This is a genomic window from Streptomyces sp. NPDC005574 (assembly GCF_040605435.1).
Classification (GTDB): Bacteria; Actinomycetota; Actinomycetes; order Streptomycetales; family Streptomycetaceae; genus Streptomyces.
On the sequence record NZ_JBEXCW010000074.1, the window covers coordinates 17,208 to 42,632 of the forward strand.

23 protein-coding genes and 2 pseudogenes are annotated in these 25,425 nt (G+C 70.6%); 10 read left to right on the top strand and 15 right to left on the bottom strand.

Annotated elements, in window-relative coordinates:
- Positions 1 to 5 precede the first annotated feature (5 nt).
- The 5 genes from ABZT03_RS32560 to ABZT03_RS32580 are packed head-to-tail and all read right to left on the bottom strand — an operon-like array spanning position 6 to position 5,499.
- Positions 6 to 752 (bottom strand): response regulator transcription factor, encoded by a 747-nt coding sequence (locus ABZT03_RS32560; RefSeq protein ID WP_356046088.1) that lies wholly within the window; start codon positions 750 to 752, stop codon positions 6 to 8.
- Between the two features lie 56 nt (positions 753 to 808).
- Positions 809 to 3,460, bottom strand: a complete 2,652-nt coding sequence (locus tag ABZT03_RS32565) for an FtsX-like permease family protein (RefSeq protein WP_356046089.1) — start codon at positions 3,458 to 3,460, stop codon at positions 809 to 811.
- On the bottom strand, positions 3,457 to 4,119 hold the full coding sequence (locus tag ABZT03_RS32570; protein ID WP_356046091.1) for an ABC transporter ATP-binding protein: 663 nt from the start codon (positions 4,117 to 4,119) through the stop codon (positions 3,457 to 3,459). Before ABZT03_RS32570 ends, ABZT03_RS32565 begins: the two co-directional genes overlap by 4 nt.
- Positions 4,106 to 4,846: an ABC transporter ATP-binding protein gene (locus ABZT03_RS32575; RefSeq protein WP_356046092.1), complete on the bottom strand. Its 741-nt coding sequence runs from the start codon at positions 4,844 to 4,846 to the stop codon at positions 4,106 to 4,108. The genes ABZT03_RS32570 and ABZT03_RS32575 overlap by 14 nt, the downstream gene beginning before the upstream one ends.
- Before the next feature lie 5 nt (positions 4,847 to 4,851).
- A complete protein-coding gene (locus ABZT03_RS32580) occupies positions 4,852 to 5,499 on the bottom strand; it encodes a hypothetical protein (protein ID WP_356046094.1) in 648 nt (215 codons plus the stop codon).
- A gap of 156 nt (positions 5,500 to 5,655) precedes the next feature.
- Here ABZT03_RS32580 and ABZT03_RS32585 point away from each other — a divergent pair, with 156 nt between their 5' ends.
- Together ABZT03_RS32585 and ABZT03_RS32590 are read left to right on the top strand one after the other, a co-directional pair.
- Positions 5,656 to 6,972 (top strand): HAMP domain-containing sensor histidine kinase, encoded by a 1,317-nt coding sequence (locus tag ABZT03_RS32585; protein ID WP_356046096.1) that lies wholly within the window; start codon positions 5,656 to 5,658, stop codon positions 6,970 to 6,972.
- A 246-nt stretch (positions 6,973 to 7,218) separates the two neighbouring features.
- Positions 7,219 to 8,808, top strand: coding sequence for an alkaline phosphatase family protein (locus tag ABZT03_RS32590; protein ID WP_356046098.1), 1,590 nt, complete (start codon positions 7,219 to 7,221; stop codon positions 8,806 to 8,808).
- Between the two features lie 79 nt (positions 8,809 to 8,887).
- Here the strand turns inward: ABZT03_RS32590 and ABZT03_RS32595 are convergent, their stop codons facing one another.
- The 3 genes from ABZT03_RS32595 to ABZT03_RS32605 are packed head-to-tail and all read right to left on the bottom strand — an operon-like array spanning position 8,888 to position 11,774.
- Entirely contained in the window at positions 8,888 to 9,976 is a 1,089-nt protein-coding gene (locus ABZT03_RS32595; RefSeq protein WP_356046101.1) for an ABC transporter substrate-binding protein, read from the bottom strand.
- A 59-nt stretch (positions 9,977 to 10,035) separates the two neighbouring features.
- Entirely contained in the window at positions 10,036 to 10,917 is an 882-nt protein-coding gene (locus ABZT03_RS32600; protein ID WP_356046103.1) for an ABC transporter permease, read from the bottom strand.
- Complete coding sequence (locus ABZT03_RS32605; RefSeq protein WP_356046104.1) at positions 10,914 to 11,774, bottom strand: ABC transporter ATP-binding protein; 861 nt, start codon at positions 11,772 to 11,774, stop codon at positions 10,914 to 10,916. Before ABZT03_RS32605 ends, ABZT03_RS32600 begins: the two co-directional genes overlap by 4 nt.
- 234 nt (positions 11,775 to 12,008) lie before the next feature.
- On the opposite strand from ABZT03_RS32605, the gene ABZT03_RS32610 reads away from it, so the two are divergent.
- Positions 12,009 to 13,691, top strand: coding sequence for a sensor histidine kinase (locus tag ABZT03_RS32610; protein WP_356046106.1), 1,683 nt, complete (start codon positions 12,009 to 12,011; stop codon positions 13,689 to 13,691).
- Positions 13,688 to 14,377, top strand: a complete 690-nt coding sequence (locus ABZT03_RS32615) for a response regulator (protein WP_356046108.1) — start codon at positions 13,688 to 13,690, stop codon at positions 14,375 to 14,377. Before ABZT03_RS32610 ends, ABZT03_RS32615 begins: the two co-directional genes overlap by 4 nt.
- A 7-nt stretch (positions 14,378 to 14,384) precedes the next feature.
- On the opposite strand, the gene ABZT03_RS32620 is transcribed toward ABZT03_RS32615, so the two are convergent.
- On the bottom strand, positions 14,385 to 15,461 hold the full coding sequence (locus tag ABZT03_RS32620) for a sodium-dependent transporter (RefSeq protein WP_356046110.1): 1,077 nt from the start codon (positions 15,459 to 15,461) through the stop codon (positions 14,385 to 14,387).
- Between the two features lie 169 nt (positions 15,462 to 15,630).
- Here ABZT03_RS32620 and ABZT03_RS32625 point away from each other — a divergent pair, with 169 nt between their 5' ends.
- Together ABZT03_RS32625 and ABZT03_RS32630 are read left to right on the top strand one after the other, a co-directional pair.
- Positions 15,631 to 16,470 carry a hypothetical protein gene (locus tag ABZT03_RS32625; protein ID WP_356046112.1) on the top strand — a complete coding sequence of 280 codons (840 nt, stop codon included), beginning with the start codon at positions 15,631 to 15,633 and terminating at the stop codon, positions 16,468 to 16,470.
- A 168-nt stretch (positions 16,471 to 16,638) separates the two neighbouring features.
- Positions 16,639 to 17,514, top strand: a complete 876-nt coding sequence (locus ABZT03_RS32630; protein ID WP_356046114.1) for a hypothetical protein — start codon at positions 16,639 to 16,641, stop codon at positions 17,512 to 17,514.
- 9 nt (positions 17,515 to 17,523) lie between these two features.
- Here the strand turns inward: ABZT03_RS32630 and ABZT03_RS32635 are convergent.
- From ABZT03_RS32635 to ABZT03_RS32645, 3 genes and pseudogenes are all read right to left on the bottom strand, one after another.
- Positions 17,524 to 17,655, bottom strand: a pseudogene (locus ABZT03_RS32635) (ATP-binding protein); the annotation flags it as partial.
- Positions 17,656 to 18,548: 893 nt separating this feature from the next.
- Positions 18,549 to 19,049: pseudogene (locus ABZT03_RS32640) on the bottom strand (class I SAM-dependent methyltransferase); the annotation flags it as partial.
- 448 nt (positions 19,050 to 19,497) lie between these two features.
- Positions 19,498 to 20,058 (bottom strand): hypothetical protein, encoded by a 561-nt coding sequence (locus ABZT03_RS32645; RefSeq protein WP_356046115.1) that lies wholly within the window; start codon positions 20,056 to 20,058, stop codon positions 19,498 to 19,500.
- 363 nt (positions 20,059 to 20,421) lie between these two features.
- Between ABZT03_RS32645 and ABZT03_RS32650 the strand changes: the two genes are divergently transcribed.
- On the top strand, positions 20,422 to 21,390 hold the full coding sequence (locus ABZT03_RS32650; RefSeq protein ID WP_356046125.1) for a hypothetical protein: 969 nt from the start codon (positions 20,422 to 20,424) through the stop codon (positions 21,388 to 21,390).
- A gap of 435 nt (positions 21,391 to 21,825) precedes the next feature.
- Here the strand turns inward: ABZT03_RS32650 and ABZT03_RS32655 are convergent, their stop codons facing one another.
- Positions 21,826 to 21,981 (bottom strand): DUF6131 family protein, encoded by a 156-nt coding sequence (locus ABZT03_RS32655; RefSeq protein WP_356046117.1) that lies wholly within the window; start codon positions 21,979 to 21,981, stop codon positions 21,826 to 21,828.
- A gap of 269 nt (positions 21,982 to 22,250) precedes the next feature.
- Here ABZT03_RS32655 and ABZT03_RS32660 point away from each other — a divergent pair, with 269 nt between their 5' ends.
- The gene (locus tag ABZT03_RS32660; RefSeq protein WP_356046126.1) at positions 22,251 to 23,084 is read left to right on the top strand and encodes a hypothetical protein; all 834 of its coding nucleotides are present in this window, start codon (positions 22,251 to 22,253) and stop codon (positions 23,082 to 23,084) included.
- Here ABZT03_RS32660 and ABZT03_RS32665 read toward each other — a convergent pair.
- Entirely contained in the window at positions 23,050 to 23,421 is a 372-nt protein-coding gene (locus ABZT03_RS32665; RefSeq protein WP_356046119.1) for a DoxX family protein, read from the bottom strand. The two genes, ABZT03_RS32660 and ABZT03_RS32665, sit on opposite strands and share 35 nt — an antisense overlap.
- A 100-nt stretch (positions 23,422 to 23,521) precedes the next feature.
- Positions 23,522 to 24,196: an SDR family oxidoreductase gene (locus tag ABZT03_RS32670; protein WP_356046121.1), complete on the bottom strand. Its 675-nt coding sequence runs from the start codon at positions 24,194 to 24,196 to the stop codon at positions 23,522 to 23,524.
- Positions 24,197 to 24,297: 101 nt separating this feature from the next.
- On the opposite strand from ABZT03_RS32670, the gene ABZT03_RS32675 reads away from it, so the two are divergent.
- Both ABZT03_RS32675 and ABZT03_RS32680 read left to right on the top strand, forming a co-directional pair.
- Positions 24,298 to 24,990, top strand: coding sequence for a helix-turn-helix domain-containing protein (locus ABZT03_RS32675; RefSeq protein WP_356046123.1), 693 nt, complete (start codon positions 24,298 to 24,300; stop codon positions 24,988 to 24,990).
- A 94-nt stretch (positions 24,991 to 25,084) separates the two neighbouring features.
- A partial coding sequence (locus ABZT03_RS32680; protein WP_356046124.1) for an SDR family NAD(P)-dependent oxidoreductase occupies positions 25,085 to 25,425 on the top strand: 341 nt, incomplete at its 3' end.

Here is a 25,425-nt window from a genome sequence, read left to right on the forward strand (position 1 = left end):
GCTTCTCAATCCACCGGATCCGGCTGCCGTTCCAGCCGGTATCCGTGCCCTCGCAGCGTGGTGATCTCCGGCAGGCGGACAGGTCCGCCCCCGGCCTGCACTGCCTCGGTCAGCCTGCGTCGCAGGCCCGCCATTGTCACGTCGAGTGTCTTGGTCGGTCCGAACCAGTTCTCGTCCCACACCTCGGCCATCAATGTCTCCCGCGACACCGCCTTGCCGACCCGCTCGGCCAGCACCGCGAGCAGGTCGAACTCCTTGGCCCGCAGGGGGATCTCAACACCGTGCAGCGCGCATCGCCGGGCGGAGACGTCGACGACCAGATCGCCAAGCCGCACCGGCTTCGGGGCCGGGGCAGCCACTGCCTGCCGCCGCAGATGCGCTCGCAGCCGGGCGAGCAGCACGGTCATGCTGAACGGTTTGACGAGATAGTCGTCGGCCCCGGCATCCAGTCCGGCGATGACGTCGATGTCCTCGGTCCGTGCGGTCAGCACGACGATCAACAGATCGGGGAGGCGGGCCCGCAGATCCCGGGCCACGTCCAGGCCGTCCATGTCGGGCAGCCCCAGGTCCAGCAGCAGCACGTCGTACGGTGCCCGCGCGGCCTCGGCCAGCCCGCCCGCCCCTGTCCGGCACCATGTCGGCGCGTAGTCGTGGCCGCGCAGGCCGGCATCCAGATGGCGGCCGATGGTGTCGTCGTCCTCGACGACGAGGACACGGTGGCGATGGCGGTCCGGTGCGGCGGGCGTGCGCATGGACCACAGCCTAGAAGTGGACGGGGTGACGGGCCCGTCGTGCGTGCGGGGAGTGTTCACAGGTCGCGGAGCTCCTCCACGGCGGGGCGTCGGGTGGTGCGGATGCCGTTGAGGGCCGCGGCGACGATGGCGGCGACGGCGGCGGTGCCGGTGAGTGCGAGGTAGGCGCCGGGGACCGAGAGGCCGGCGGGTGGCGGATCGAAGACGCCGGTCAGGACCTTGACCAGCATCTGTGACAGGGCCCAGCCGATCAGGGCGCCTCCGGCGAGACCGCCGGCGGCCAGCAGCAGGGCCTCAGTGAGGACCATGCCGCGCAGGTGACGTGCCCGCGCGCCGAGGACCGTGGCGATCGCGAAGGTACGGCGGCGTTCGGCGAGCCCGAGGGCGAGGACGAGTCCACCGGCGCCCGCGGCCAGCAGCACGGCGAAGGCGAGTTCGATGCGCGTCAGGCCCGCCAGATCGACCGAGGTCAGGCTGGTGCCGACGGTCCCGCGGGTCTGGGCGAGGTCCGTGACGGTGGCACCGGTGCCTAGCTGCCCGCGCAGCTGCGCGGCGATCTGCTTCTGGTGGCTGCCACCGGTGTCTAGGAGGAAGGCGCCCACCGCGTCGCTGCCGGTGGCCTTCGCAATATAGGAAGCGTTGGCGACGAAGAAGCTGTCCTTGGGGGCGGTGGGGAACTCCTTGGCGATGCCCGCGTAGTGGAAGGGGACCGTGTGCAGGGCTTTGGTGCGGGCGTCCTGGACGCGCAGGTTGACGGTGTCGCCGGGGGAGAGCTGGAAATCCTTGGCGGTCTCGACGCTGACCAGCAGGTTGTCCGGGTACTGGGCAAGGCGCTGCATCAGGTGCCGGGCGGTCCCGCCGGCGAAGTAGGCGTCCTGGAGCGAGGTGGCCTTGGCGATGGTGTCCGGGCGGACGCCGTAAAGGTCCTGGAGGTCGGAGCCGACATAGGCGAAGCGGTGCTGAAGGGGTTCGACGTGCCGGACACCCGAGATCTTCAAGGCCGCTCCGGAAGCGGGTGGGACCCGTGCCCCGGGCGGTTCGGTGACGGTGACGTCGGCGCCGTTGGTGAGCCGGGCGTCGACCTCGGCCTGCTGGTGGTACGTGGCGTTGAAGACGGCGGTGGACACGGCGAAGGAGACAGCCAGAGCGAGCAGCACCACCGAGCGGGCGAGCGGTCGCCGGCGCCGGGTCAGTACGGCCGCGGTGGTCCCGGCCAAGGTCGCGGTCAGCGGGCGGGCCAGCCGGGTCAGAACGGGACGGCCATGTGCGAGGACCAGCAGGGTCAGGCGCCACAGCAGCAGGGCCGCGCCGATCCACAGCAGGGCGGGGCCGAGGAAGGCCCAGTACGACACGGAGATGCTGGGAACGCCCTCGGGGGCGAGGACCAGCGCGTACTGGTTGCCGGAGGAGGCACGGAAGACCAGCCACGAGCCGATCAGGAGCACGAAGTCCAAGCCGTACCGCAGCCACCAGGGCGACCGGGAGGGGCGTACGCCCTCCTGCTTGCGGGCGTCGGCGACAGTGACCGTGCGCAGGTCCCGCAGCGCGGGGACCAGAACGGCAGCGGCGGCCACCGCGGCTCCCAGCACGAAGGCGATCGCGTACCAGACGGTCCACGAGCCCGCGCTCGCGCCGAACGAGGCCGCACCGAACGCGAGACGGCCGGTGAGCGCGGCGACACCGAGCCCCGCGAGGCCCCCGGCGAGGCCGATGAGGGCGGCTTCCAGGCCCGCGAGACCGGTGATCTGCCGGGGGCGCAGCCCGCGCAGTCGCAGCAGCCCCTGTTCCTGGCGCCGCCGTTCGCCGCCGGCCGAGGCGACCGCCGCCGTCAGCGCGGCCGCCAGGACCGCGCCCGGCACGCCGAGGAAGAGGAAGAGAACCTGGGCGTACAGGGCGTCCTGGCGGGCGGAGTCGAGGGCGGCGCCGATGTTGTTGCCGACCAGGGCGGTGCCTGCCGAGCGGGCCTCCAGGTTGTGGGCGGCACCGGTGACCGAGGAGAACGCGGCGGCCGGGTCGGAGGGCAGCCCGGTGTTGCCGCGGGCGACGTGGATCTGGGCGGTGACGGCCGTGGCGCCGCGGGTGAGGGAGGCGAACCGGGCGGCGGGCAGCAGGATGACGTTGTCCGGGGGCGCGGTCGGCTGCGACTGGCTGGGGGCGCCGACGGTCTGGAAGAGGGAGTCGGCCTGGGGCAGGTCGACCACGCCGTCCACCTTCACCCGGCGCAGGCCGGCACCGGGAAGCTGGATGCCGATGGTGTCGCCCGGGGCGGCGTGCAGGTTGGAGGCGGTCTGCTGGGCCAGAAGGACGCCGGTGGAGGAGCCCGACAGCGTACGGACGGCGTCCGGGAAGCGGGCACGGTAGCCGTCGGGCAGCCCGAGGGCGACACCGGGGCCGGTTGTCTGGGTGCTGCCCTGCACACGGGCGGTGAAGCCGCTGGTGTGGGCGAAGCCGACGGGCAGCGCGGTGCGGGTGCCGGGAGTCTTCTGGACGAGGGACAGGACGGCGTTCGGGTCGGCGCCGGGCTGTACCTGGACCTGCCAGTCCACGGCGACCGAGCGCAGGGCGCGCTGGGTCATGGTCGCCTTGGACGCGGTGAGGAAGGAGCCGAGCGCGGCGACGAGGGCGACCGCCAGCGTGACGCCTGCCACGGCGGCCAGCAGCCGGCCGGTGCGGTGGAGGGCCAGCCCGCGAGCCCATGCGGTGATCATGACACCTCCTCGGGCGCGAGCAGCCGTCCGTCGCGCATGCTGCGCCGGACGGCGAGCCGCGCGGCGACGGCCGGATCGTGGGTGGTGACGACGAGGGCCGCGCCGGTGTGGTCGGCGGCCGTCAGCAGGGTGTCCAGGACACGGGCGCCGGTGGCGTGGTCGAGGCGGCCGGTGGGTTCGTCGGCGAGGATCAGGCGGGGCGCCTGGGCCAGCACCCGGGCGGCGGCAACCCGTTGGGCCTGGCCGCCGGAGATCTCCTCGGGCAGCCGTGCTGCGAGGTCGGCGGCGTCCACCCGGGCGAGCGCGGCGAGCGCGGTCCGCCTGGCCTCGTCCTCCGCGTGGTCGGTGAGGACCAGGGGCAGGGCGGTGTTCTCGGCCACGTTCAGGGCGGGGATCAGGCTGTCACCCTGAAAGACGAGGCCGATGTCGTACGGCCCGAGGGAGGAGGCACGGGTGACGGTGCCGCGGGTGGGCTGTTCGAGTCCGGCGATCAGATGGAGCAGCGAGCTCTTCCCCGATCCCGAGGGGCCGACCACCGCGAGCCGGTCCCCGGCCCGGATCGTCAGGTCGGCGCCGGCCACGGCCACCACCGCCTGGGCTCCCCGGCCGAAGGTCAGGGCCGCGTCCGTGCAGCTGACGAGCACGTCATCCGACGACATCGGGTGCCTCCTCGCGGTCATGTGACGGCGGGGCACCGGTGGCCCTGCCGTCTGTCAGGGTGATCACCCGGTCCGCGACCCGGACCGCCTCCGCGCTGTGCGTGACGAGCAGCACCGCGCAGCCTTCCGCGGCCCGCTCCCGCAGCAGGGAGAGCACCAACTGTTCGGTCTCGCCGTCCAGTTCACCGGTCGGTTCGTCGGCGAGCAGGACGGCGGGCGCGTTGGCCAGGGCGACGGCGAGCCCTGCCCGCGCCAGCTCGCCGCCGGACAGCTGCCGGGGCAGGGCACGTGCCCGCCCGGCCAGTCCCACCTGCGCCAGCAGGGTCTCGGCCGGGACGGGGGCCCTGCGGCCCAGCGTCTGCTGCGGCAGGCGGACGTTGTCGCGCACGTTCAGGTGGGGCAGCAGATTGCGGGTCTGCAGCAGGACGCCGATGTGCCGGGCGCGCAGCCGGGCCCGCTCGGTCTCCGGCCGGTGGCTGATCCGTATGTCCCCCACGTGGACCTCGCCGCCGGAGGGTTCGTCGAGTCCGGCCAGGCACGCCAGCAGAGTCGACTTTCCGGCCCCGGAAGGTCCCACCACCGCGACGGTCTCACCGCGTCGCACCGTGAGGGACACCCCGCGCAGCGCGAGCGTCTCCTCCTCGCCGGCCCGGTAGAAGCGGTACAGCTCTCGGGCCGTCAGCACATCGTCGGCCGAGTCGCGGGAGTCGTACGAGTCGACTGGCACCGCGCTCACCGCCACGCGAAGGAGTCGCTGACGATGCGCCAGGGATCGACGTTGTCGGCCTTGACCGGGCCGGACAGGGTCAGGTCGACCTCGTGCCCGGCGCGATAGAAGGCGTACCGTTCGAACGCGTCCCGCACGACCTTGCCGGTCACCGGGTCCTTCGCCGAATCGCCCTGGTAGGTCAGCAGGACCACGCGGCCGGAGTGCCGCGTTACCTCCGACACCTTGGGAGCGGCGAACTTCGGTACCTGGGAGCGCAGTTGCGGTATCACCTTGTCGGTGACCGAGCCGGTCGTCGGCGCGCTGTTGGCGGAGACCGCCGCGATCTTCACGGAGTTGAGCTTGTCCGTGAACACGGTGGTACTGCCCTGGCCGGTGCGGGCCCAGCCCTCGGGCACCTTGACCGTGAAGCCGGTGAAGGAACCGCCGCTCGGCCGGTACGCGACGAAGGCCTGGTTGTCGGGGATGTCGCCGGGAGGGTTGGACTCGGTGGGCGCCGCGTTGTTCTGCCCGCCGCCGCCTCCGGAGGAGGAACCGGCCGGGGACGTCGTCGAACCGGAGCCCGAGCCCGAGCCCGTCCCGGAACAGCCCGCAGTCACCGCTGCCACGAGGGCCAGTCCGACGACCGCGTACGTCCGTGTGCGTGCTGCCATGACCACTGCCCTCCAGGGGGAGCCCTCGGACCGGACGATCCACAGCACCGACGCTAGGGAGAGGCCGGTTAACGCCCCGCCCGCGACGGGTTAGAGGACGGCAAAAGCGTGTGGCGCAGCACGACCGTCCAGGTGAACGGCCCGCATGATGGGGCCATGAGACAGCGCGTGGTGCGAGTCGCCCTGACCGCCGCTCTGGTCGCCGTCGTCCTCCTCGCGGTCCCGCTCGCCCTGGCCATCAGGGCATCCCTGTACGCCGGCCAGCGCGACACCCTCGAGCGGTCCGCCCTGGCCGGGGCCGTACGGGTGAGCCCGGACTACGCGGCCGGTGACCCGGCGGAACTGCCGAGGCCCCCGGCGGGCGGGCGCCTCGGCCTGTACGACCCGCAGTCGCGGCTGCGGGCGGGCAGCGGGCCCCGCTCGGGCGACGCCCCGGTCCGTCGTGCCCTGGGCGGAGAGGCCGTACGAGGCCACTCGGGCGGCGACCTGGTGGTCACCGTGCCCGTCTCCCACGCCGAGAAGGTGATCGGCGTCGTGCGGGCCTCGTCCCCCGCGGCCTCCGTGCGCGACCGCGTCCTCGTCGCGTGGGTGGTGCTGCTGGGGGTGGCGGCTTTGGCGCTGGCCGTCGCGGTCGTCGTCGCCCGCCGTCAGGCACGGGTGCTGGCAGCCCCGTTGGAGGACCTCTCCCGCCACTGCCGGGCCGTGACCGAGGGCGACCTGAACGCCCGTGCCGCCCCCAGCAGCATCGCTGAGATCGACCAGGTCGCCCGCACCCACAACGAGATGCTGCACAGCCTCTCCGAACTCCTCCGCCACGAACGCGACTTCACCGCCAACGCCTCCCACCAGCTGCGCACCCCGCTCACCGGTCTGCAACTCGCCCTGGAGGCGGGCCTCGCCCAGGACGACGACGCCGGGCTGCGACCCGTCCTGGCCGAAGCACTGGCCACCACCCACCGCCTGCACTACACGGTGGAGGAGGTGCTGCGTCTGTCGGGCGTGGGCAAGGTGTCCTCCTCCGCAGCCGGGAAGATCGCGGTGGGGCAACTGCTGCGGGACGCCGAGGAACGCTGGCACGGACTGTTCGCCCGGGACGGCAGACGCCTGGAGCGCGCCGCACGGGGCACACCGACCGATGTCCTGGTCCCGGGCGCGCCCGTGTCGGAGGTGCTCGGCATCCTGCTGGACAACGCCCGCGTGCATGGGCGCGGCACCGTCCGGGTCACTGTGCGGGACCTGGAGGACGCCCTGGCCTTCGACGTGAGCGACGAGGGTGCCGTGGCGGGCGAGCCGGCCCGGCTGTTCGACCGGGGGCACACCGAGGGCGGACCGGGAGCGGGTATCGGCCTGGCTCTCGCCCGGGACCTGGCCGTCTCGCTCGGCGGCAGGATCTCCCTGGCCAGTGCCCGCCCCGCCACCTTCACCCTGCTCATTCCCGTCGACCGGGACGAGGCACAGGAGTCGTCCGGGTGAGGGGGGCCGTGGCTGCTCGACAGGTCTGTCGCCGTCCTTCGGTCTTGAAGAAAAGCAGACCTGCTTGATGAACACACGACCGCTTCTTCCGTGTGCGTTCACACATGCGCCGTTTCCGGTACGCAAGGCGCGACTCTGATGGGCCGGGCCCTCGCAACGCGCCCCAAAGAGCCGGGAGATGCACAAATGTCCAGAAGTCATGACAGACTCGCAGCCGTTTTCGCTGCTGCCGGAGTCCTGACCGGCGTGACCGCCGTCCAGCCCTCGGCGTTCGCCGCCTCCCACCATCAGGCCCCCGCCAGGCACGTCCTGCTGATCTCGGTCGACGGACTGCACCAGTCGGACCTGGCCTGGTACGTCTCCCGGAACCCGAACTCCGCGCTGGCCCGGCTGGTCGGCGGCGGTGTGGAGTACACCCACGCCAGGACCACCACGCCGTCCGACTCCTTCCCCGGCATGGTCGCCCAGGCCACCGGCGGCGGCCCCGGCACCACCGGCGTCTACTACGACGACACCTACAACGCGGCGCTCCTGCCCGCCGGGACCACCAGCTGCAAGGCCGTCAAGCCGGGTGTAGAGGTGGACCTCACGGAGGACCTGGACAAGAACCAGGCCTCCATCGACGCTGGTCAGGGACTCACCGGCCTGCCGGACAGCATCCTGTCGATGACGGGCCACCCGGCGAGCCTGATCAACGCCTCCAAACTGCCGGTCGACCCCAAGACCTGCCAACCGGTCTACCCGCACTCCTACCTCAAGGTGAACACCGTCTTCGAGGTGGCCCGCAGCGCGGGCCTGCGCACCGCGTGGTCGGACAAGCACGCGGCGTACGAAATCCTCAACGGGCCCTCGGGCACCGGCATCCAGGACCTGTTCACGCCCGAGATCAACAGCGATGCCCTCGGCTACCAGGCCGGCGTCGACTGGACCAAGGACAACAAGGCCACCGAGCAGTACGACGGCTACAAGGTGAAGGCCGTCCTCAACGAGATCGACGGCTACGACCACAGCCGTACCCACAAGGTCGGCACCCCGGCGATCTTCGGCCTCAACTTCCAGTCGGTCTCCACCGCGCAGAAGCTGCCCGCCTCCGACGGCCTCAAGGGCGGCTACACCGCCAAGAACGTGCCCGGACCGCTGCTGGCGAAGAACCTGGACTTCGTCAACGCGCAAATCGGTGCCCTGACTGCTGAGATCGCCATGCAGCACCTGGCCGGCAGCACCACGGTCATCCTGTCCGCCAAGCACGGTCAGTCGCCCACCGACCCCACCGCGCTCACCCGGATCGACGACGGCCCGCTGCTGGACGGCCTCAACGCCGCCTGGAAGAAACTCCATCCCGCCGCCGGCGAGCTGGTCGCGCACTCCGTGGACGACGACGCGATGCTGCTCTGGCTGACCGACCGCTCGCAGGCTGCCGCCGAGTTCGCCAAGAGGTACCTGCTGGCGCAGAGCGGCACCGGGACCGACATCAATGCCGCGCCCAAGGGCTTCACGCGCGGCGGGCTCAGCAAGGTCTACGCAGGGAAGGCCGCGGCCCGCTACTTCCACGTCGAAGCCGGCGACGCCCGGGTCCCGGACATCTTCGGCCTCGCGCAGTACGGCGTTGTCTACACCGGCGGCACCAAGAAGATCGCCGAGCACGGAGGCGCCCACGCTGACGACCTCGACGTTCCGCTGGTGGTGTCGGGTGCCTCGGTTCCGGACGGCGTGCGCGACTCCGCGAGCGTGCAGACCAAGCAGATCGCACCGACGATCCTGAGCCTGCTCGGTCTGAACCCCCGCTCCCTGCAGGCCGTGCGCGAGGAGCACACCACGGCACTGCCGGTCCGCTGAGCGATCAGGTGAGCCCCGGCCCGACACGGACGGGCCGCCCAGGTGGAGGTCACCTGGGCGGCCCGTGCCGGGTGGGGGTTCAGCCGTTCGGGCCTGCCGGGATCGTGGTGGTATTGAAGCCCTCGGTCTTGTCGGCCTGGAGGGCGAAGTCGTTGGTGAACGTCTTGCCGAGGTCCACCGACCCCTTCACGTTGCCGACCAGTTTCTCCGTCGCCAGGGAGGTCTTCGGACCGCCGGCCGGCATGAGGCCGTCGGGGAGGAACTGACCCTTGTCCTCGGTCAGGGCCGCGATGTAGTCGGCCTTGGTCACCAACTGGTTCGACACGTACGACGCGGGCAGCTTGTTCGCGATGTCGGCCGCACTGTGGGTGTTGATCCAGTGCATGGTGGCCACGAGCGCGTCGACGACCTTCTGCACGGTGTCCTTGTGCGAGTTCACCCAGTCGGTGCGGGCGAGCACACTGGCCGCGGGAAAGGCACCGCCCAGCGCCGCCGTGGCACCCCGCGTGGTGGCCAGGTCGATGGCGGAGGTACCGACGCCCTTCTTCTGGATCGCGGCGACCGTCGGCTGCGTCGTCATCACGCAGTCGACCTTCCCGTTCTGCAGCGCGGCGATGGCGGTGGAGCCCGCGCCGACTCCGATCCGGTGGAACTCGCTGGTCTTGACGCCCTTCTTGGCGGCCAGGAACTGGGTGAGGGTGTCGGTGCCCGACCCCAGGTCGGTGACACCGAGGGTCTTGCCCTTGAAGTCGGCGCCCGAGGTGACGCCCGACTTCTTGGTGCACATCTCGCGTTCGCCCGGCGCGCCGGACAACTGGACGACGTCCTCGACGGCCTTGCCCTTGGCCTGGAACTCGATGGTGTGGTTGTACCAGGCGCCCGCCATGTCGACCTGTCCCGAGGCCATGGCCTCCTCGGCGCCGACACCGCCGTCCTGCTCGGTGCTCAGCTCGACGTTGACGCCGTACTTCTTGTAGTAGCCCAGCTGCTGCGCGAGCTGGTACGGCAGGTAGATCTGCTTGTCGAGTCCGCCGGCCATGAGCTTGACAGTCGGCGTGGAGCCCGAAGTGCCGGCCGAGGCAGAGGAGTTGCCGGAACAGGCGCTGACTCCGCCGAGGGCGACAAGGGTGAGGACGGACGCGGCGACGGCGGCGGGTCGTCTGGACATGGCTGATCACATTCCTTTGCTGAGGGTGTTGAGGGGAGGAGGGGGGAAGGGGCGACGTGTCAGATGGTGTTGGCGGCCTCGGACGGGGCCGGCGGGCGCCAGGACAGCAGCCGGTGCTCGAGCTTGCCGATCAGCCACTCGGCGCCGAGCACGATGACCGAAATGACGAGCATCGTGGCGAACACGCCGTTGGGGTCGAAGTTGTTCTGCGCGGTCTTGATGACCAGGCCGAGGCCGCTCTGCGCGCCGAGCACCTCGCCGACCAGCGCGCCGACGATGGCGAAACCGAAGGCGCTGTGCAGGCTGGCGATGATCCACGTGAGGGCGGAGGGCACGGTGACGTGCCGGATGATCTGCAGCTGCGAGGCGCCGAGGACCTCGGTGTTGGCGAGGATGTTGCGGTCGACCTCGCGGACGCCCTGGAAGGCGTTGAAGAAGACGATGAAGAACACCAGCACCGCGGCGAGCAGGATCTTCGGCAGCACGCCGATGCCGAACGCGACGATGAAGATCGAGCCGAGGACGATACGCGGGATCGCGTTGACCATCTTGATGTAAGGGCCGAGCACGTCGGCGAGGAAGCGGCTCTGGCCGAGTGCGACGCCGACGACCACTCCGGTGACGGCTCCGAGGGCGAAGCCGGCGAGCGCCTCCTGGATGGTGGTCCAGATGTTGGCGTAGAAGGACCCGAACTCGGTGCCGTGCCGGAAGAGGTCGACGAGCCGTTGGGCGATGCCGGACGGCTGCCCGAAGAAGAACTTGTCGACGATCCCCCAGGCGGTGAACGCCTGCCAGCCACCGAGGACGAAGGTCGCGAGACCGATGCGCCCCGCCCACACCAGAGCGGTGCGCCGCCGGACGGCGCTTCTGGCGGCGGCCGCGGCCGAGACGGGTGCGCCGTCCTCGACCGGGGCCGTGGAGACGGTGGACGTCGTGCTCATGCCGTACCTCCTGCGGTGCGTGCGTAGGCGCGCTCCACCTCCTCGCGCAGCGAGTCCCAGATCTGGTGCTGGAGTTCGATGAACCGCGGCTGGAAACGGATCTCCTGGACCGAGCCGCGCGGACGGGGCAGGTCGATGTCGAAGACCGCCTTGACCGAGCCGGGGCTGGACGTCATGACGACGACCCGGTCGGCGAGCGCCACTGCCTCGTCGAGGTCGTGGGTGATGAAGATGACCGACGGGCGGATCTGCTCCCACAGACCGAGCAGTTCGGTCGACATGATCGCCTTGGTCTGCACGTCCAGGGCGCCGAACGGCTCGTCCATGATCAGGATCTTGGGTTCGTTGATCAGCGCCGCTGCCATCGCCACGCGCTTGCGCATACCGCCGGAGAGCTGGTGCGGATAGCGGTCCTCGAACCCCGTCAGGCCCACCCGGCGCAGCCAGTCGCGGGCCGAGGCCTGGGCCTGCTGCTTGGGCACCCTGCGGAAGACCGGGCCCATCAGGACGTTGCCGAGGACCGTCTTCCAGGGCAGCAGCGCGTCGCTCTGGAACATGAAGCTGACGCCGTCGGTGACGCCGTTCACCTCATGGCCGCCGACCTTGACCGAGCCCTCGCTGGGCCGGTCGAGCCCGGACACCATGCTCAGCGTCGTCGACTTGCCGCAGCCGGTCGGGCCCACCACCGCGCAGAACTGGCCGGGCTCCACAGTGAACGAGACGTCCTGCAGCGCCGTGAACACTCCACCCGCGGGAGTCAGAAACCGTTTGGTGAGTCCTGAGATCTCGACTCGTGCGCTGTCCCGGCCGGTCGTCCCGGCACCGGGGCTCGTCGCGACATCGTTTCGTGAAGCCATCTGAGGCTGTCTCCTTCCTGACCTCGGAGGTCGAGGAAGGCAGACGCTAGAGGCCGGCGGGTGTTACGTCGCTGTTTCATCCGTATCTCGCGTTAGCCGTGTTAGCCGTGCTTTTGCTCGTTCTGCTCAGCCGGCCGGGGGTGGGCAGAAGGCCGGTGACGGGGGCACAATCACGCCACCACGGGTACGGCGCAGGGGCCGCGCCCGGGCCCCGTACGACAGGCAGAGACACGCGTGACACGCATCCGTATCCCGATCGGCCGCGGTGGGAAGGGGAGGCTCTCCGCGCGCATTCTGGCCAACCAACTGGCCATCCTGGCACTGACCGGGCTGATCGGCTTCGTGCTGTTCGCCTTCGCGCAGCGGGGCGAGATCGACCGTGCCTACGAGAAGCGGGCCCTGGCCATCGCCGAGACCACGGCCGCGGAACCGCAGATCCGCCACGCCATGCAGTACGGGGGCGGCGGCGATGTGGTGCAGACGGTCGCCGAGCGGATCCGCAAGGCCTCGGGCGCGTCGTACGTGGTCGTGCTCGACCTGCGCGGCATCCGTCACTCGCACCCCGACCCGGCGCTGGTCGGTGAACCGACGGGGGACCGGATCGTGGTGCTGGACGGCAGGACGCACGTCGGCACCGACCAGGGCGCGACGGGGCGTTCCGCCAACGGCAAGGCCCCGCTGTACGGGCCCACCGGCAAGCTGGTCGGCGAAGTGTCCGCGGGGCTCCCCGAGCACTATGTGCTGGGTGAGCTGTGGCGCGAGCTGCCCACCTTCGGCCTGTACAGCGCCATCGCCGTCGCGCTCGGCTCGACGGCCGCGTTCCTGCTGGCCAGACGGCTCAAGCGGACGACGTTCGGGCTGGAGCTGGAGGAGATCGCCGGGCTGCTGCAGGACCGGGAGGCGATGCTGCACGGAATCCGTGAGGGAGTCGTCGCCTTCGACCCGGACGGCCGCATCACGCTGGTCAACGACGAGGCCCGCGACCTGCTCGGACTGGGCACCGCGCTTGGCAGCACGCTGGCGGAGGTCCTGCCCGACGGGCGGCTGCGCCGAGCCCTGGACGGCACCCTGGCGGGCGGCGACATCAGCGTGCTCACCGACGACCACTGCCTGGTCGTCAACCGGATGCCGGTCGCCTTGCACGGACGGGAACTGGGCGCCGTGGTCACCGTGCGCGATCGCACCGAGATCATCGGTCTGCTGCGCGAGCTCGACTCGGTGCGCGGGCTGACGGACGCGCTGCGCGCCCAGCAGCACGAGTTCACCAACCGTATGCACACGGTGGCCGGGCTGCTGGACATCGGCGACCACGACGCCGCCTACGAGTTCGCCGTCGACACGGCCGGTGCCGAGCAGGCGCTGACCGAGTCCGTACGGGAACGGATCGGCAACCCGCTGCTCGTGGGACTGATCGTCGCCAAGACCACGGTGGCCGCAGAGCGCGGGGTGCGGATCGTGCTCAGCGAGGACTCCGCCCTCGGCGAGGACCCGCCGCACCTGCCTCGGCTGCTGACCATCATCGGCAACCTGCTGGACAACGCGATCGACGCCTCCGCGACCGGACCGGCGCCCTCGGGCGGTGCCGAGGTCGCACTGTCGCTGATCGAGGCCGTCGACGCAGTGCGGGTGGAGGTGGCCGACACCGGCCCCGGCATCCCGCCGGACACCGCCGAGTCCATCTTCGAGGACGGCTGGTCGACCCGCCCCGACCGCGGCACCGCCCGGCGCGGCCTCGGCCTCGCGCTCGTCCACCGGCTGGTGCAGCGGCACGGCGGCACGATCGCCGTCAGTGAAGGGCCCGGCGCCGTCTTCACCGTGATGCTGCCGGTGCCCGACACCGCGCCAGGCCCACGGGGCGCCCTGTTCACGACGGCTTCACCGGTACTGGACGGCGTGGCGGGAGGCGATCGCTGGTGATCCGGACCCTGGTGGTGGACGACGACTTCCGGGTGAGCCGCATCCACTGCGACTACGTGACCCGCGTCCGGGAATTCGAGGTGGTCGGCCAGGCGGCGACGGTGGCCGAGGCGCTGGCCGCGGTGCGCGACCTCCACCCCGACCTGCTGCTGCTCGACGTCTTCCTGCCGGACGGCAGCGGACTGGACGTGCTGCGCCGGCTGAGCGGCGACGAGGGCGGCGACCGCCCCGACGCCATCATGATCACCGCCGACCGGGACATCACCTCGGTACGGATCGCGATGAAGCTCGGCGCCGTCGGATACCTGGTCAAGCCCTTCGGCGCGCCCGACCTCGCCGAGCGGCTCACCGCCTACCGGGAGCTCCAGCACCGTATGGACGCCCTGGGCACGGTCCCCGAGACCGACCAGGCCGACGTGGACGCCCTGTTCAGCGCCGCCCGGCCGCCGGCCGTGCCCCGCGTCCCCGCGAAGGGGCACTCCGCGCCGACGCTCGCCCTGCTGCACCAGACGTTGCGCGGCGCGCCCGACGCCCTGTCGGCCGCGGAGGCCGCCGAACGCACCGGAGTCTCCCGCGCCACGGCTCAGCGTTATCTCTCCTACCTGGTCAAGGAGGGCATGGTCCGCCTCGAACTTCGCTACGGGGCCACCGGCCGCCCCGAACACCTCTACCGCGTCGCGCACTGAGCGCAGTTCACGGTGACGCAGGGCAGGGCGGGTGCCGACGAGCCCCTGTCCGCACGACCCGGCTCGCGGCCGTCTTCTGCAGCAGCCCGTAGGCGAGCACGGGCAGGAGCAGGTGTGGTTTGTCGGGCAGCGTGGTGGTGATCAGGACCGCGCTCGCGCTGCTGTTGTTCATCCCGCAGGCGAGGGTCAGCGAGGAGGAGGCGGGGGCGTCCAGGCGCAGGAGCCGAGCGGCGGTCCGGCCCAGCACGAAGGACAGCAGGCAGACGAGCGCCGCCACGACCAGTGCCGCGCCGAACAGCAGCGGGCGCGGATGCGCGAGGAAGGAGCCCAGGGCGCCACTGGCGTTGACATAGGTCAGGACGAGCGATCCGAGCAGCGCCACGGGCACGATCACGCGCAGAGCCCGGCTGAGCCACGCCGTCGGCAGCGCGAGTCGGAACAGGATGCCGAACGCACAGGGGAGGACCACGGTGACGAGAGCGAAGCCGCCCTGGGCCGTATGGCCGGTCGTTGCCAGTGTGTCCGCGTAGCCGCCGTCGAGGAGCGGCACCAGGGTGGTGATGATCAGCGGGATGGTGAGCGGGCTGAGGAGTGTGGAGGCGAGGACGAGCCCCACCATGGCGGGTTGGTCGCCGTCGCCCTTGCCGGTCCAGACGGTGGCTCCGGCGGCCACCGGCATCGCCACGATCAGGATCATCGAGGTGATCAGTCCGCTGCCGCCGTCGCTGTCCGGGGTGCGGTGCAGTCCGAACGCGACGACGGGGATGACCAGGAGCGGGATCACGAGATGGAGAACCATCCCGGCCACCAGGGCGGTCGGCTTGCGGAGCAGACGGCCCAGTTCGCGGACGGGTACTTGGAGTCCGGCGGAGAAGAGCACCAGGGACAGCAGCAGCGGGGCGGTGCTCAGGGGCAGGGCGGTGACGGCGCCGATCGGCACGGTGTGGTCGCGACGCAGCCACAGGCCTGGGTCGGGCAGGAGGAGGGCGGCGACGTAGGACAGCACGACGGCCCGGCCGAGCCGACGGCGCAGCCAGATCGTCACCGGGTCGGCAGACGGTGGGGAGGCAGTTGGACGGTTCAAGGCGGCCTTCTTCAAGGGCGGCGGAGGGGACGGGGCGTAACGCCGCTATGCAGGAGCCGTGATCACGAGTCGTCATGTCACTCATAGTGCTCGGGTGAGGCGGATGGGGCAGCCGATGACGCACGGCGGTCAGGATGCGTTCAGGTATCCCGTGGCACGGTCCGGCCTCATGACATACGGGACTTCCCAGACGCCCACGCCCTCGGCGGCCGACATCCAGGTCTCGCCCTCCGACCGCCGACCGGACTGGAACAAGGTGCCCCGAGTCACGGTCTGCTTCTGGGTCATCAAGGTGCTGTGCACGACGGTCGGCGAGACCGCGGCCGGCCTGCTCGACGAGAAGGCCGGTCTCGGCCTGACCGGTGTGTCGGTGCTGATGAGCGCGCTGCTGGCGGTCGTCCTGGTGGTGCAGTTCCGTACCGCCGCCTGTCGTGCGGGGGTGTATTGGCTCGCCGTCGCCCTGACCAGCGTCGTCGGCACGCTGATCAGCGACAGCCTCACCGTCAACCTGGGCGTACCACTGGAGACCGGCACGACCGTCTTCGCGGTCGTCCTCGGGATCGTCTTCGTGGTCTGGTACCGGTGTGAGCGGACGCTGTCCATCCACCACATCGACACCACCGGACGGGAGTCCTTCTACTGGCTCGCCGTCCTGTTCACCTTCGCACTCGGCACCGCGGCCGGCGACCTGGTCTCCGCGCGCGTGGTCCTCGGCCACTGGCTCTCCGCGCTGCTGTTCGCCCTGGTCATCGCCGCGGTCGCCCTCGCGCACTTCGCCCTTGACCTGGACGCGGTGTGGAGTTTCTGGATCGCCTACATCCTCACCCGACCGCTCGGCGCGTCCATCGGCGACTACCTCTCCCAGCCCACCGGCGACGGCGGCCTGGGTATGGGAACCGTCGTCACCAGTGCGCTGTTCCTCACGGTCGTCCTCGGTCTGGTCGTGTATCTGTCGGTGACCCGCAAAGACGTGACGCAGTCACAGCGCGCCGCCCGGCACGCGGCCTGAGCAGGGGCGCGGCCGGCGTTCAGGATGCGTTCAGGCTGACGCTGCCAAGATCGGTTGTGGCGATCACTCTTCGGGGTCGCCTCATGACGCAGGGTGCCCGCCCCCATCGCGGGGCGGGCGTTCTGTCGTACGACCGAATCGGAGCCCCCCACCGTGCAGCAACCGGAAATGTTCACTGATCTCGACGTCGCGAGCGCGACCAAGTCGGTGATGAAGAAATTACCCGAAGTCACTCTGGCGTTCTGGATCATGAAGGTCGCCGCGACCACTCTCGGCGAGACGGCCGGGGACCTCTTCGCCCAGACCCTGAAACTCGGCTACTTCCTGACCACGATCGCCCTGTTCCTGCTCTTCGTGGTGACGCTGGTCGTCCAGCTGAGGTCGAGCCGCTACAACCCGTTCTTCTACTGGACCGTGATCCTGTCGACCAGCATGGCCGGCACCACGATGTCCGACTTCATGAACCGGGACGCCAGCACCAAGTTCCTTTCCGGCGGCGTCACTTCGCTCGGCTGGGGGCCTCAGGGTCTTGGCCTCGGCTATCCCACCGGGGCGGCGATCCTCATCTCGATCCTGCTGGTCATCTTCGCCGTCTGGAAGATGTCCGGGATGACCTTCCAGATCCGCGACATCGTCACCTTCCGCGGCGAGGCGCTGTTCTGGTCGGCGATCCTCGTCTCCAACACCCTCGGCACCTCCATGGGTGACTTCCTCTCCGACAGCTCCGGGCTCGGTTACGCCGGCGGCGCTCTGCTCGTGAGCGGGGCGCTCGCCGTTCTCGTCGCCCTGATGAAGGTGCCGGTGGTGCCGAACGTGCTGCTGTTCTGGATCGCCTTCGTCCTCACCCGCCCCCTGGGCGCCACCGCGGGTGACTTCCTGACCAAGCCGGTCGCCAAGGGCGGCCTGGACCTCGGCACCGCAGGGTCCTCGGCCGTGCTCCTGGGCATCCTGCTCAGTCTGGTGGCCTACGCGCAGGTCCAGGAACGCCGCACCGCCGCACCGCGGCCGACGGGACGGGAGCCGGTCACTCAGCGGGCCGACTGAGTCCGGGCACCCGACAGGCAGGTCGACCCGGAAGCGTGCCCCGCAGGTGTGACCGCGATCGTGGGACACCTCGCCGCCGACGGCGCGTGCCAGGCGCCGTGCGAGTGGCAGTCCGAGCCCCGCGCCGTCGTGCCCGTCGCCGGTGGCTGATGGCGTGGATGGAGGTCGGGACTGTCGTACGCCGTCGCCACCCCGGTGGCGACGGCGCTGGCGCACACGACGGACGCGAGGACGGCCGTGGCGGCGAGTCGGTGCTTCGTTCGGTGCCGTTGTGCAGCCGGACGGAAACCCCGGTCGGGGGCTCCTGACCGGTGCCCGCGCGCAATCTCGGCCGTCGGGCAGCCGTCGGGGGTCTGAGCGAACAGGGCGAATCCCGTTGCCCGTTGTCGGCGTCCGAGCGGGCCACCGATCAGGTGGACCCGCACCGCCGTGAGGTCGGCCGGGTCGCGTATCCAGATGGCCGCACCGGCCTCGTTCAAGGCGGCGGCGTTGGTCAGCCCGTGCCCGGGTATGCAGCGGTAACTGGAGACGGGCGCGCTGCAGGCGAATGCCTCCAGCGAGGTGGAGACGACGGTGTCGGTGCCCGGCGGGTAGGGCGTGCAGTACCGGGTCCTGCGCCGTGCGCAGCAGCGCCCGCGCCACCGGTGCGCTCGGTGCTGGAGGAGATCCGCTGGTAGGCCCAGGGGGCCCGAGCCGGCAGCCGGTGATAGCCCTCCTGGACGGTGCGGCCCAGGTGGGCTGGGAGCACTCCAGCGGGTTGAGCGCTCCACGGCGTGGCCCTGCGGGAGCGGCGGAACTCTACAAGTTGTGATAGTTCGCGGTTCGAAGCCCGGAGCATACCTCCTACAACTAGTAGGAGATGGCCGGGTAGTCTGTGCGGACGGTCGGCGAACGGAGGCATCCGGTGGACGAGCGAGAGGCCGGCGGTGCCCGCAAGAGGCAGCAGCCCGCACCTGCCCATAGCTCATCTGCGGCTCGGCGACCGGCATGCCCTGCGGGCCGCGCGCGCGACGCAGCACCTTCATGATCCGCACGATCGGGGCAGCCGCGATCAGCGCCGCCCACTCCGCAACGCTCGCCTCGCGAGCCAGACCGACCACCACCAGCGTGCCACCAGGCCGCAGCAGATCACGCATGCGGACGAGGGCCGCCTCGAAGTCCATGTGATGGATCGTGGTCACCGAGCAGACGAAGCCGTACTCCGCACAGGGAAGTTCTGCGGTGAGGAAGTCCCCCTCGACGAAGGTGAGTTGCGGGTGACCGGCAGCGGACTCACGTGCGCAGGCGATCATGGCCGGCGACTTGTCGATCCCGGTGACGTGTTTCGCCCGCCCGGCAAGCTTCCGTGCCAGCAGCCCGTCCCCGCAGCCAACGTCCAAAGCACCGCCGCACCCCTCGGGAACAGACCGGAGGATGCCCGGGTGCCGGGCAACGTTGGTGTTCCAGTAGGGGTCTTCGGCGGGCTGGCGCATCGGATCAGCGTAGAGGCCGGTCATGGCCTGCCGAGTGCACACCGACGGATTCGCCGTCCCCATGGGGAGTCGTGATCGCAGGGATGGGGAATTACGTGATGTTGATCATGCAGATCGTGGGGAATTACGTGACCGCTGACACCGACCGACGTTCGCAGCGTCGGCCTACTCGGTGACCATCAATCGATCACTCGGGAAGGTACGCCCTTCGCGCGCCTCCCGAGCCTCGATCCACAGGTACTGAGCATTGCTCACCAGTGCCCCAATCTCGCCGGAGGCGGCTCAGGCGGCCGTACACCTCGCAGCAACGCTGTTGCAGTGGCTCAGCACCGGTACGGTCCGCCGAGTCCCATGACCTGATCAACCGCTGGGACCAGCTACCCGGCCAAAGGCGTCCTGTGACCGACACTGAGCACTGAAGTGGCCAAGTGAAGCGCCAATGGCCAACTGCGGCGCTCAGTCACACCTGTGACTGAGCGGCCGACTTGGCCCGTGCGGCCAACTACGGCGCTCAGCCTCCGCCACGCCCGGTGCGACCCAGCACGGCACGGAACCGCTCCCGTCCCGCTGTCACGCTGGCCTCCCAAAGACCTGCGGCGTCGCCGGTCGCCGAGCGGGACTGAAGCCGCTGCTCCTCGGCGCTGAAGCCGGCACCCGCGAGGTTCTGGTCCAGCATCCCCATCGCGGTGAGCGCCGCGTGGCCGCAGGCCACCGCGTCACGGGCATCCCCGGTGCCGTTGGCCAACAGGGCGTGCCGCAGGACGAGGGCGCCGAAGAAGGCGTAGGTGTCAGCGACGTCGGTAATCCCCTCCTCGCTCGGTTGAAGTTCGGGGAACCGCTCCAGCACGCTTACTCGCTCAGCAGCGTCGGCCAGCGGCTGGCCGGTATGCCAGAGGTCGCGTACGGACCGCACGCAGAAGTCCAGGTCGGCCTCCCGCCCGGGCACCCCCGCCCGCAGGCCTATGAACAGCGGCGCCATGCGCTCGGCGCAGGCCGCGACGTACAGACGGATCGCCTCGCCGCCGCTGTCGCGCAGTGCCTCCGCGACATCCCCCTCCACCAGCGTTTGCATGCCACACCCGCTTCATTCGTCAGTCCGTAGTGGCCGACTTCGATCGCGCGCTTTCCAACGTGCGTGCCGACTGTCCAGCCCGGACATCGTCGCAGGCCACTGCCCTGTGCTGAGCGAGCCCCCGCCCTCCGCCAAGACATCAACGCAGGTCAGGTGTGCTTCTGCCGCGTTACGGGCCACCTAGAACGCTCAGGCGGGCCAAGTAGACCGCTAAAGGGCCAACTACGGCGCTAAGTCACAGTCACAGGTCCACGGGCCACTTCGCGTTCGCCGACTCGCGTGTTCGAATTCTTGTTCGATAACGTGGGGTGGGAGGAGGTGAGTGCGGTGACAGGGACTGGAGCACGGCAGGTGGCGAGTGTGATGCATGTGGGCTACCCGGACCGACTGCCGGAGGACCTCTACCGGCAGGTCCTGGATCAGCTGGCGGAGGTGTCCCCGGTGGTGCAGGCGTTGCCGCCGACCGCGGCACTGGTGGAGTTGAAAGGCGCGCTGCGCTATCACCGTGCTGACGCCCGCCGCCTGGGGGAGGTGCTGCGGGTGCGGATCCTCGCCCGGCTCGGTCTCGATGTCCGGGTCGGGATCGGCCCATCCATCACCGTCGCGGCCACCGCCTCCGCCCAGATCACCGGACCGGGCGGCGTCCTGACCGTCGCACCCGACCAGGTCGCGGAGTTCCTCGGGCCGCTCCCGGTCGAAGCCATGCACGGCATCGGGCACCGCCAGGCCCAGGCGCTGCACGACTATGGCGTGCACTGCGTCGGTGTGCTCGCGGCGGTTCCGCCTGCCAGCGTGCAGCGGCTGCTGGGCGGCCGGGCCGGGCGTACCGCTGCCGACCGGGCCCGCGGCATCGACCCCCGCCCCGTCGTCCCGCGCGCCCTGCCCGCCACCGCGAGCATCCACCGGTCGTTTCCCCGGCACACCCTGGACGGCGCCGGCGTGCGCGCGGCCCTGCTCGATGTGGTCGTCACCCTCGCCCACCAGCTGCGCCGCCGGCACCAGGTGGCCCGCGGCCTGACCCTAGTTCTACGTTTCGCCGGCGGCACCACCTGGGAGAAGACCCGGCGTCTCGCGGAAGCGTCCGCCCACGACGACGACCTGCGAACGGTGGCGTACCGGCTGATCGACGCGGCCGGGCTGCAGCGCGGCCGGATCACCGCCCTCACCCTGCGAGGCGAGGACCTGGTGCCGACCGGTCAGGTGGCCGAGCAAGTCAGCCTCGACCAGGCCCGTGAAGCCCGCCTGGTCGCCGAAGAAGTCAGTGACCGTATCCGCGCCAAGTTCGGTGCGGACGCGATCCGCCCTGCCACCACACTCCTGCGGGTCTCCTGATGCCACCCTGCGGCAGCGCCGTCCCCCACGGTGCGGATGATCCTGCGGGCCCGTCGGGAGCGATATGCGTGGTCGTGCAGGCGCCGACACCGGTGGGTGGCCGGCGGGTGCGTGTGGATGGCGAGAGTCTCGGTGTGGCGTACGGACTGGACGACGTGGCGGAGTTTCTGCGCCGGGCCGGGTTGGAGATCGACCTGGCGGAGGTGGCGCAGGCGCGGTGGATCGACTGGCGCGGGGGAGGGCCGGAGCATTGGGGACCGGATGGACCGCCCATCCGCAGTAGGCGGCGACCGGCGGATCCTGCGTCCGGATCGCCGTGATCGCGGGTCACGGTTTCCGGCGGCGAGGGCGACCGTAGCCGGCGGCAATGACAGTCCAGCTCAGACCGCTGTCGAAGCCGATGGCGTCGGCTCAGTGGAGCGGTACTCCCGACGGTCACCAGTAGTGGCGTCGGCCTCCGACGGCGTGTCCGACGGATCCCAGGATCCACAGGACCGCGCCGATGACCAGAAGGATGATCCCGATCGTCCACAGGATCCCGATGTGGAACAGAAAACCAAGGATGAGCAGCAGGACGCCGAGAGCGATCATGATGTCCCTCCAACCTCACTGAGCCGACGGCTCAATTCGCATCTGCCCCGCCAGCGGCACTTCAGGCCGCCGACCTGCACTGGGCAAGTGGCCCGGCCCCTGCGGGCAGAGCCGTGGCCTCGTCCTCGGTGCCGGCGGGTCCGGTGCCGTCCAGGACGAAGGGATGCCGGGATGCCGCCGCCGGTGCTCTGCTCCCGGTTCCCGGAGGTCGGGCGGCGGCCGTGGACCGCAGGCTCGTGGCGGTAGAGCCGTTCGAAGGCCGTCACCAGGTGGCCCGCGGCCTGACCCTGGCCCTGCGCTTCGCCGGCGGCGGCACCTGGGAGAAGACCCGGCGCCTTGCGGAAGCGTCCGCGCATGACAACGACCTGCGGACGGTGGCGTACCGGCTGATCGACGCGGTGGGACTGCAGCGCGGCCGGATCACCGCCCTCACCCTGCGCGGCGAGGACCTCGTGCCGGCCGAGCAGGTCGGCCTCGACGTCTTCTTCGTAGGCGGCGGGCTCGGCTCCTTCCTCTACGTGGCGACGACCCATCGCCTGGATGAAATGCCATGGAGCGGGTTGCTGTTCGGGGCGATCGTGTGCGCGACGCTCAGCGCCCTGTTCCCAGGGCGGCGGCGAGGATGGGTCTCCTTGTCCGCTCGAACGAATCCGTCAAGCTGCGGCGCGGAAGTGGGCGTCCTCCCCAGCGGTGCCTCTCAAGCGGATGCCGGCGGGCGAGCGGGACGCAGTCGCCCGCGCGGCACACGCACCCGGGCGGGGCTCCCTAGACGACCGGCACCCCGGACTGGCGGCTGCGGTCCCGGTCCGGACGGCTCAGCAAGCCGTGGTGACGGCGACCCGGCTGGCGCAGTACCTGAACTGAGGGCGAGCGGATCGGGCCGGGACGGAAACTCGCGGCGCCCCGGGTCGTGCGGTTTTCCTGTGGCGGGGTCGGTCTGCAGGTCGGACAGGGAGATGATGCCGAGTTCGACGGTCGTCTCCGGTAGGCAGACAGGGGTTGAGAGGGAGCGGCCCGGCCGGCGTGGTCGCGGGCCGGGCCGCTGTGCAGGGGCAGGGGGCCGGGTGGTCAGAAGGAGTAGGGCCAGAACCGGCCCCACATGATGACCGCGGCGACGATGAGCAGGATCGCGTTGAATCCGATGGCCTGCAGCTCCTTGCGGCGGGCGTGGAGGCCCATGGCCAGGACCATGATCACAGCCAGGCCGGTGGCGGCCAGCGGGGTGAGCACGGTGGCGATGTCGAAAGCGCCCGGCAGGATCAGCCCGAGGCCGCCGGCGAGTTCGGCGACGCCGATCAGACGCACCACGGGTGTCGAGACGCCACTGACCCACGGCAGCTGGGATATGAGCTTTTCGCGGGGCTGGGTGGACTTGGTGACGCCGGCGGCCACGAACAGCGCGGCGAGAACGCCCTGCAGGATCCACAGGAACACGTTCATCGGAGCGGAGACCTTCTTCTTCGGTCGCGCCGCGGTGGGGATTGCCGCGGCGGATGAGGATGGAGCGGATCAGGATTCAACGGGGGATAACTGGGAGGCGTCAGGCGGTGAAGACGCGCTCGGCTTCGTCGCGCTGGGTGTGCAGGTCCCAGTAGAGAGGGGCGATGTCCTCGGCCTCGGCGGTCGGGATTTCGGGAGGGCCGCCCGCGCCGATCCACACGCCGATGGCGACGTGCGCGGCCTGGATACCGGTGCCGGCCAGCTCCTTGTGCAGGTTGAGCACCCAGTTGCGCAGCGCCGCCTGAGCGGGGTTGACGTTTCCGAGCATCGGGATGGGATCGACCGAGCCGGCGCCGTTGGTGAAGAGCAGGGTGCCCGCGCCGGCCTCACGCATCGCGGGCAGGACGGCCTGGGTGGCGGTGATGGCGCTGCAGAGCAGGAAGTCGATCCATCCCTGCACATCGGAGGGGCTGGTCTGGGACGGGGAGGTGAGGTTCACGGAGGCGATGCTCGGAGCGGGGGAGTGCTCCAGGACGTCGATGCCGCCGAACCGGCTGGCGGCGTCCTTGAGGGCCTGGGTCAGCGCGCCGTGGTCGCGCACATCGGCCGGGAACGCGGCGGCGGTGATGCCCTCGGCGGTGAGCCGGCCGACGAGGTCGTCGAGCTTGGCGCGGTTGCGGGCGATGAGAGCGACGTCGTAGCCGCGCGAGCCGAAGGTGCGGGCGATGGCGAGGCCCATGCCGGGGCCGGCTCCGACGATGGCGATGCTGGGCACGTTTAAGTCCTTTCAGGTAAGTGGGCCGGGCGTCCCACTTTTTCTGTCACCCACCGTACAGCAGAAGCGGGCCGCCCGTTCCACTTGGGTAGACTGGGGGCATGACCTCGCCACCTTCGGACCAGACGCCAGGCCAGCAGCCCGGCACGGGACTGCGCGCCGACGCCGAACGCAACCGCTGTCGCATCCTGGCCGCCGCCCGCCGCCTCTACGCCACCGAAGGACTCGGCGTCTCCATGGCCTCCGTCGCCCGCGAGGCAGGCGTCGGCAAGGCCACGCTTTCCCGGCGCTTCGCCACCCGGGAGGAACTCGTCAACGCGGTCTTCGCCGACCGCATGGACGCCTACGCCGACGCCACCGCCGAAGCACTCGCCGACCCCGACCCCTGGCACGGCTTCACCGGATACCTCCACGCCATCTGCGCCATGCAGGCCGCCGACCGCGGCTTCGCCGACGTCCTGACCATGTCCTTCCCCGCCGCCAAGGCGCTGGAAGCCCGCCGCGCCGAGGCGTACAACCGGCTACTCGAACTCATCACCCGCGCCAAGGACACCGGGCACCTGCGCGAGGACTTCACTCACCAGGACGTCGTCATCCTGCTCATCGCCAACGCCGGAGTCATCACCGCCACCGGCGACGCCGCCCCCGACACCTGGCGCCGCCTCGTCGGCCACATGATCCGCTCTTACGCCGCGCCCGGCGCACCAATCCCCCCGCTGCCCGAAGCCCCGAGGCCCACCGCCCTCTACCGCGCCATGGTCCGCCTCTCACAAACCGGGCCGGGCACCGCCTAGAACCGACGCCGCCAACCAGCAATGGACACTGAGGCCCGAGCAGAGGACCTAGGCCAATCCGTCCTCGGCGCCCTCCTGACGGAACCGGAACACGATGACCACGATCCTGATCACCGGCGGCCACTCGGGAATCGGCCTCGCAGCCGCGACCGAGCTCGCCGCCCGTAAGGTCGATCTGATATTGGTCGGGCGCAGCCCCGACCGAATGCAGGCCGTCGCCGACGAGTTGCGCGCCGCACACGGTGTCTCGGTCACCACTCTGGCATTGGACCTGTCCAGCCTGGCGTCCGTCCGGGCAGCGGCCAGGGATTTGTCCGTGACCGAGCTCGACGCGCTCCTGTGCAACGCGGGTGGCCGCTTCGACGGCGACGTCACGTTCAGCCCCGACGGGTACGAGACGACCTTCGCCACCAACTGCCTCGGCCACTTCCTGCT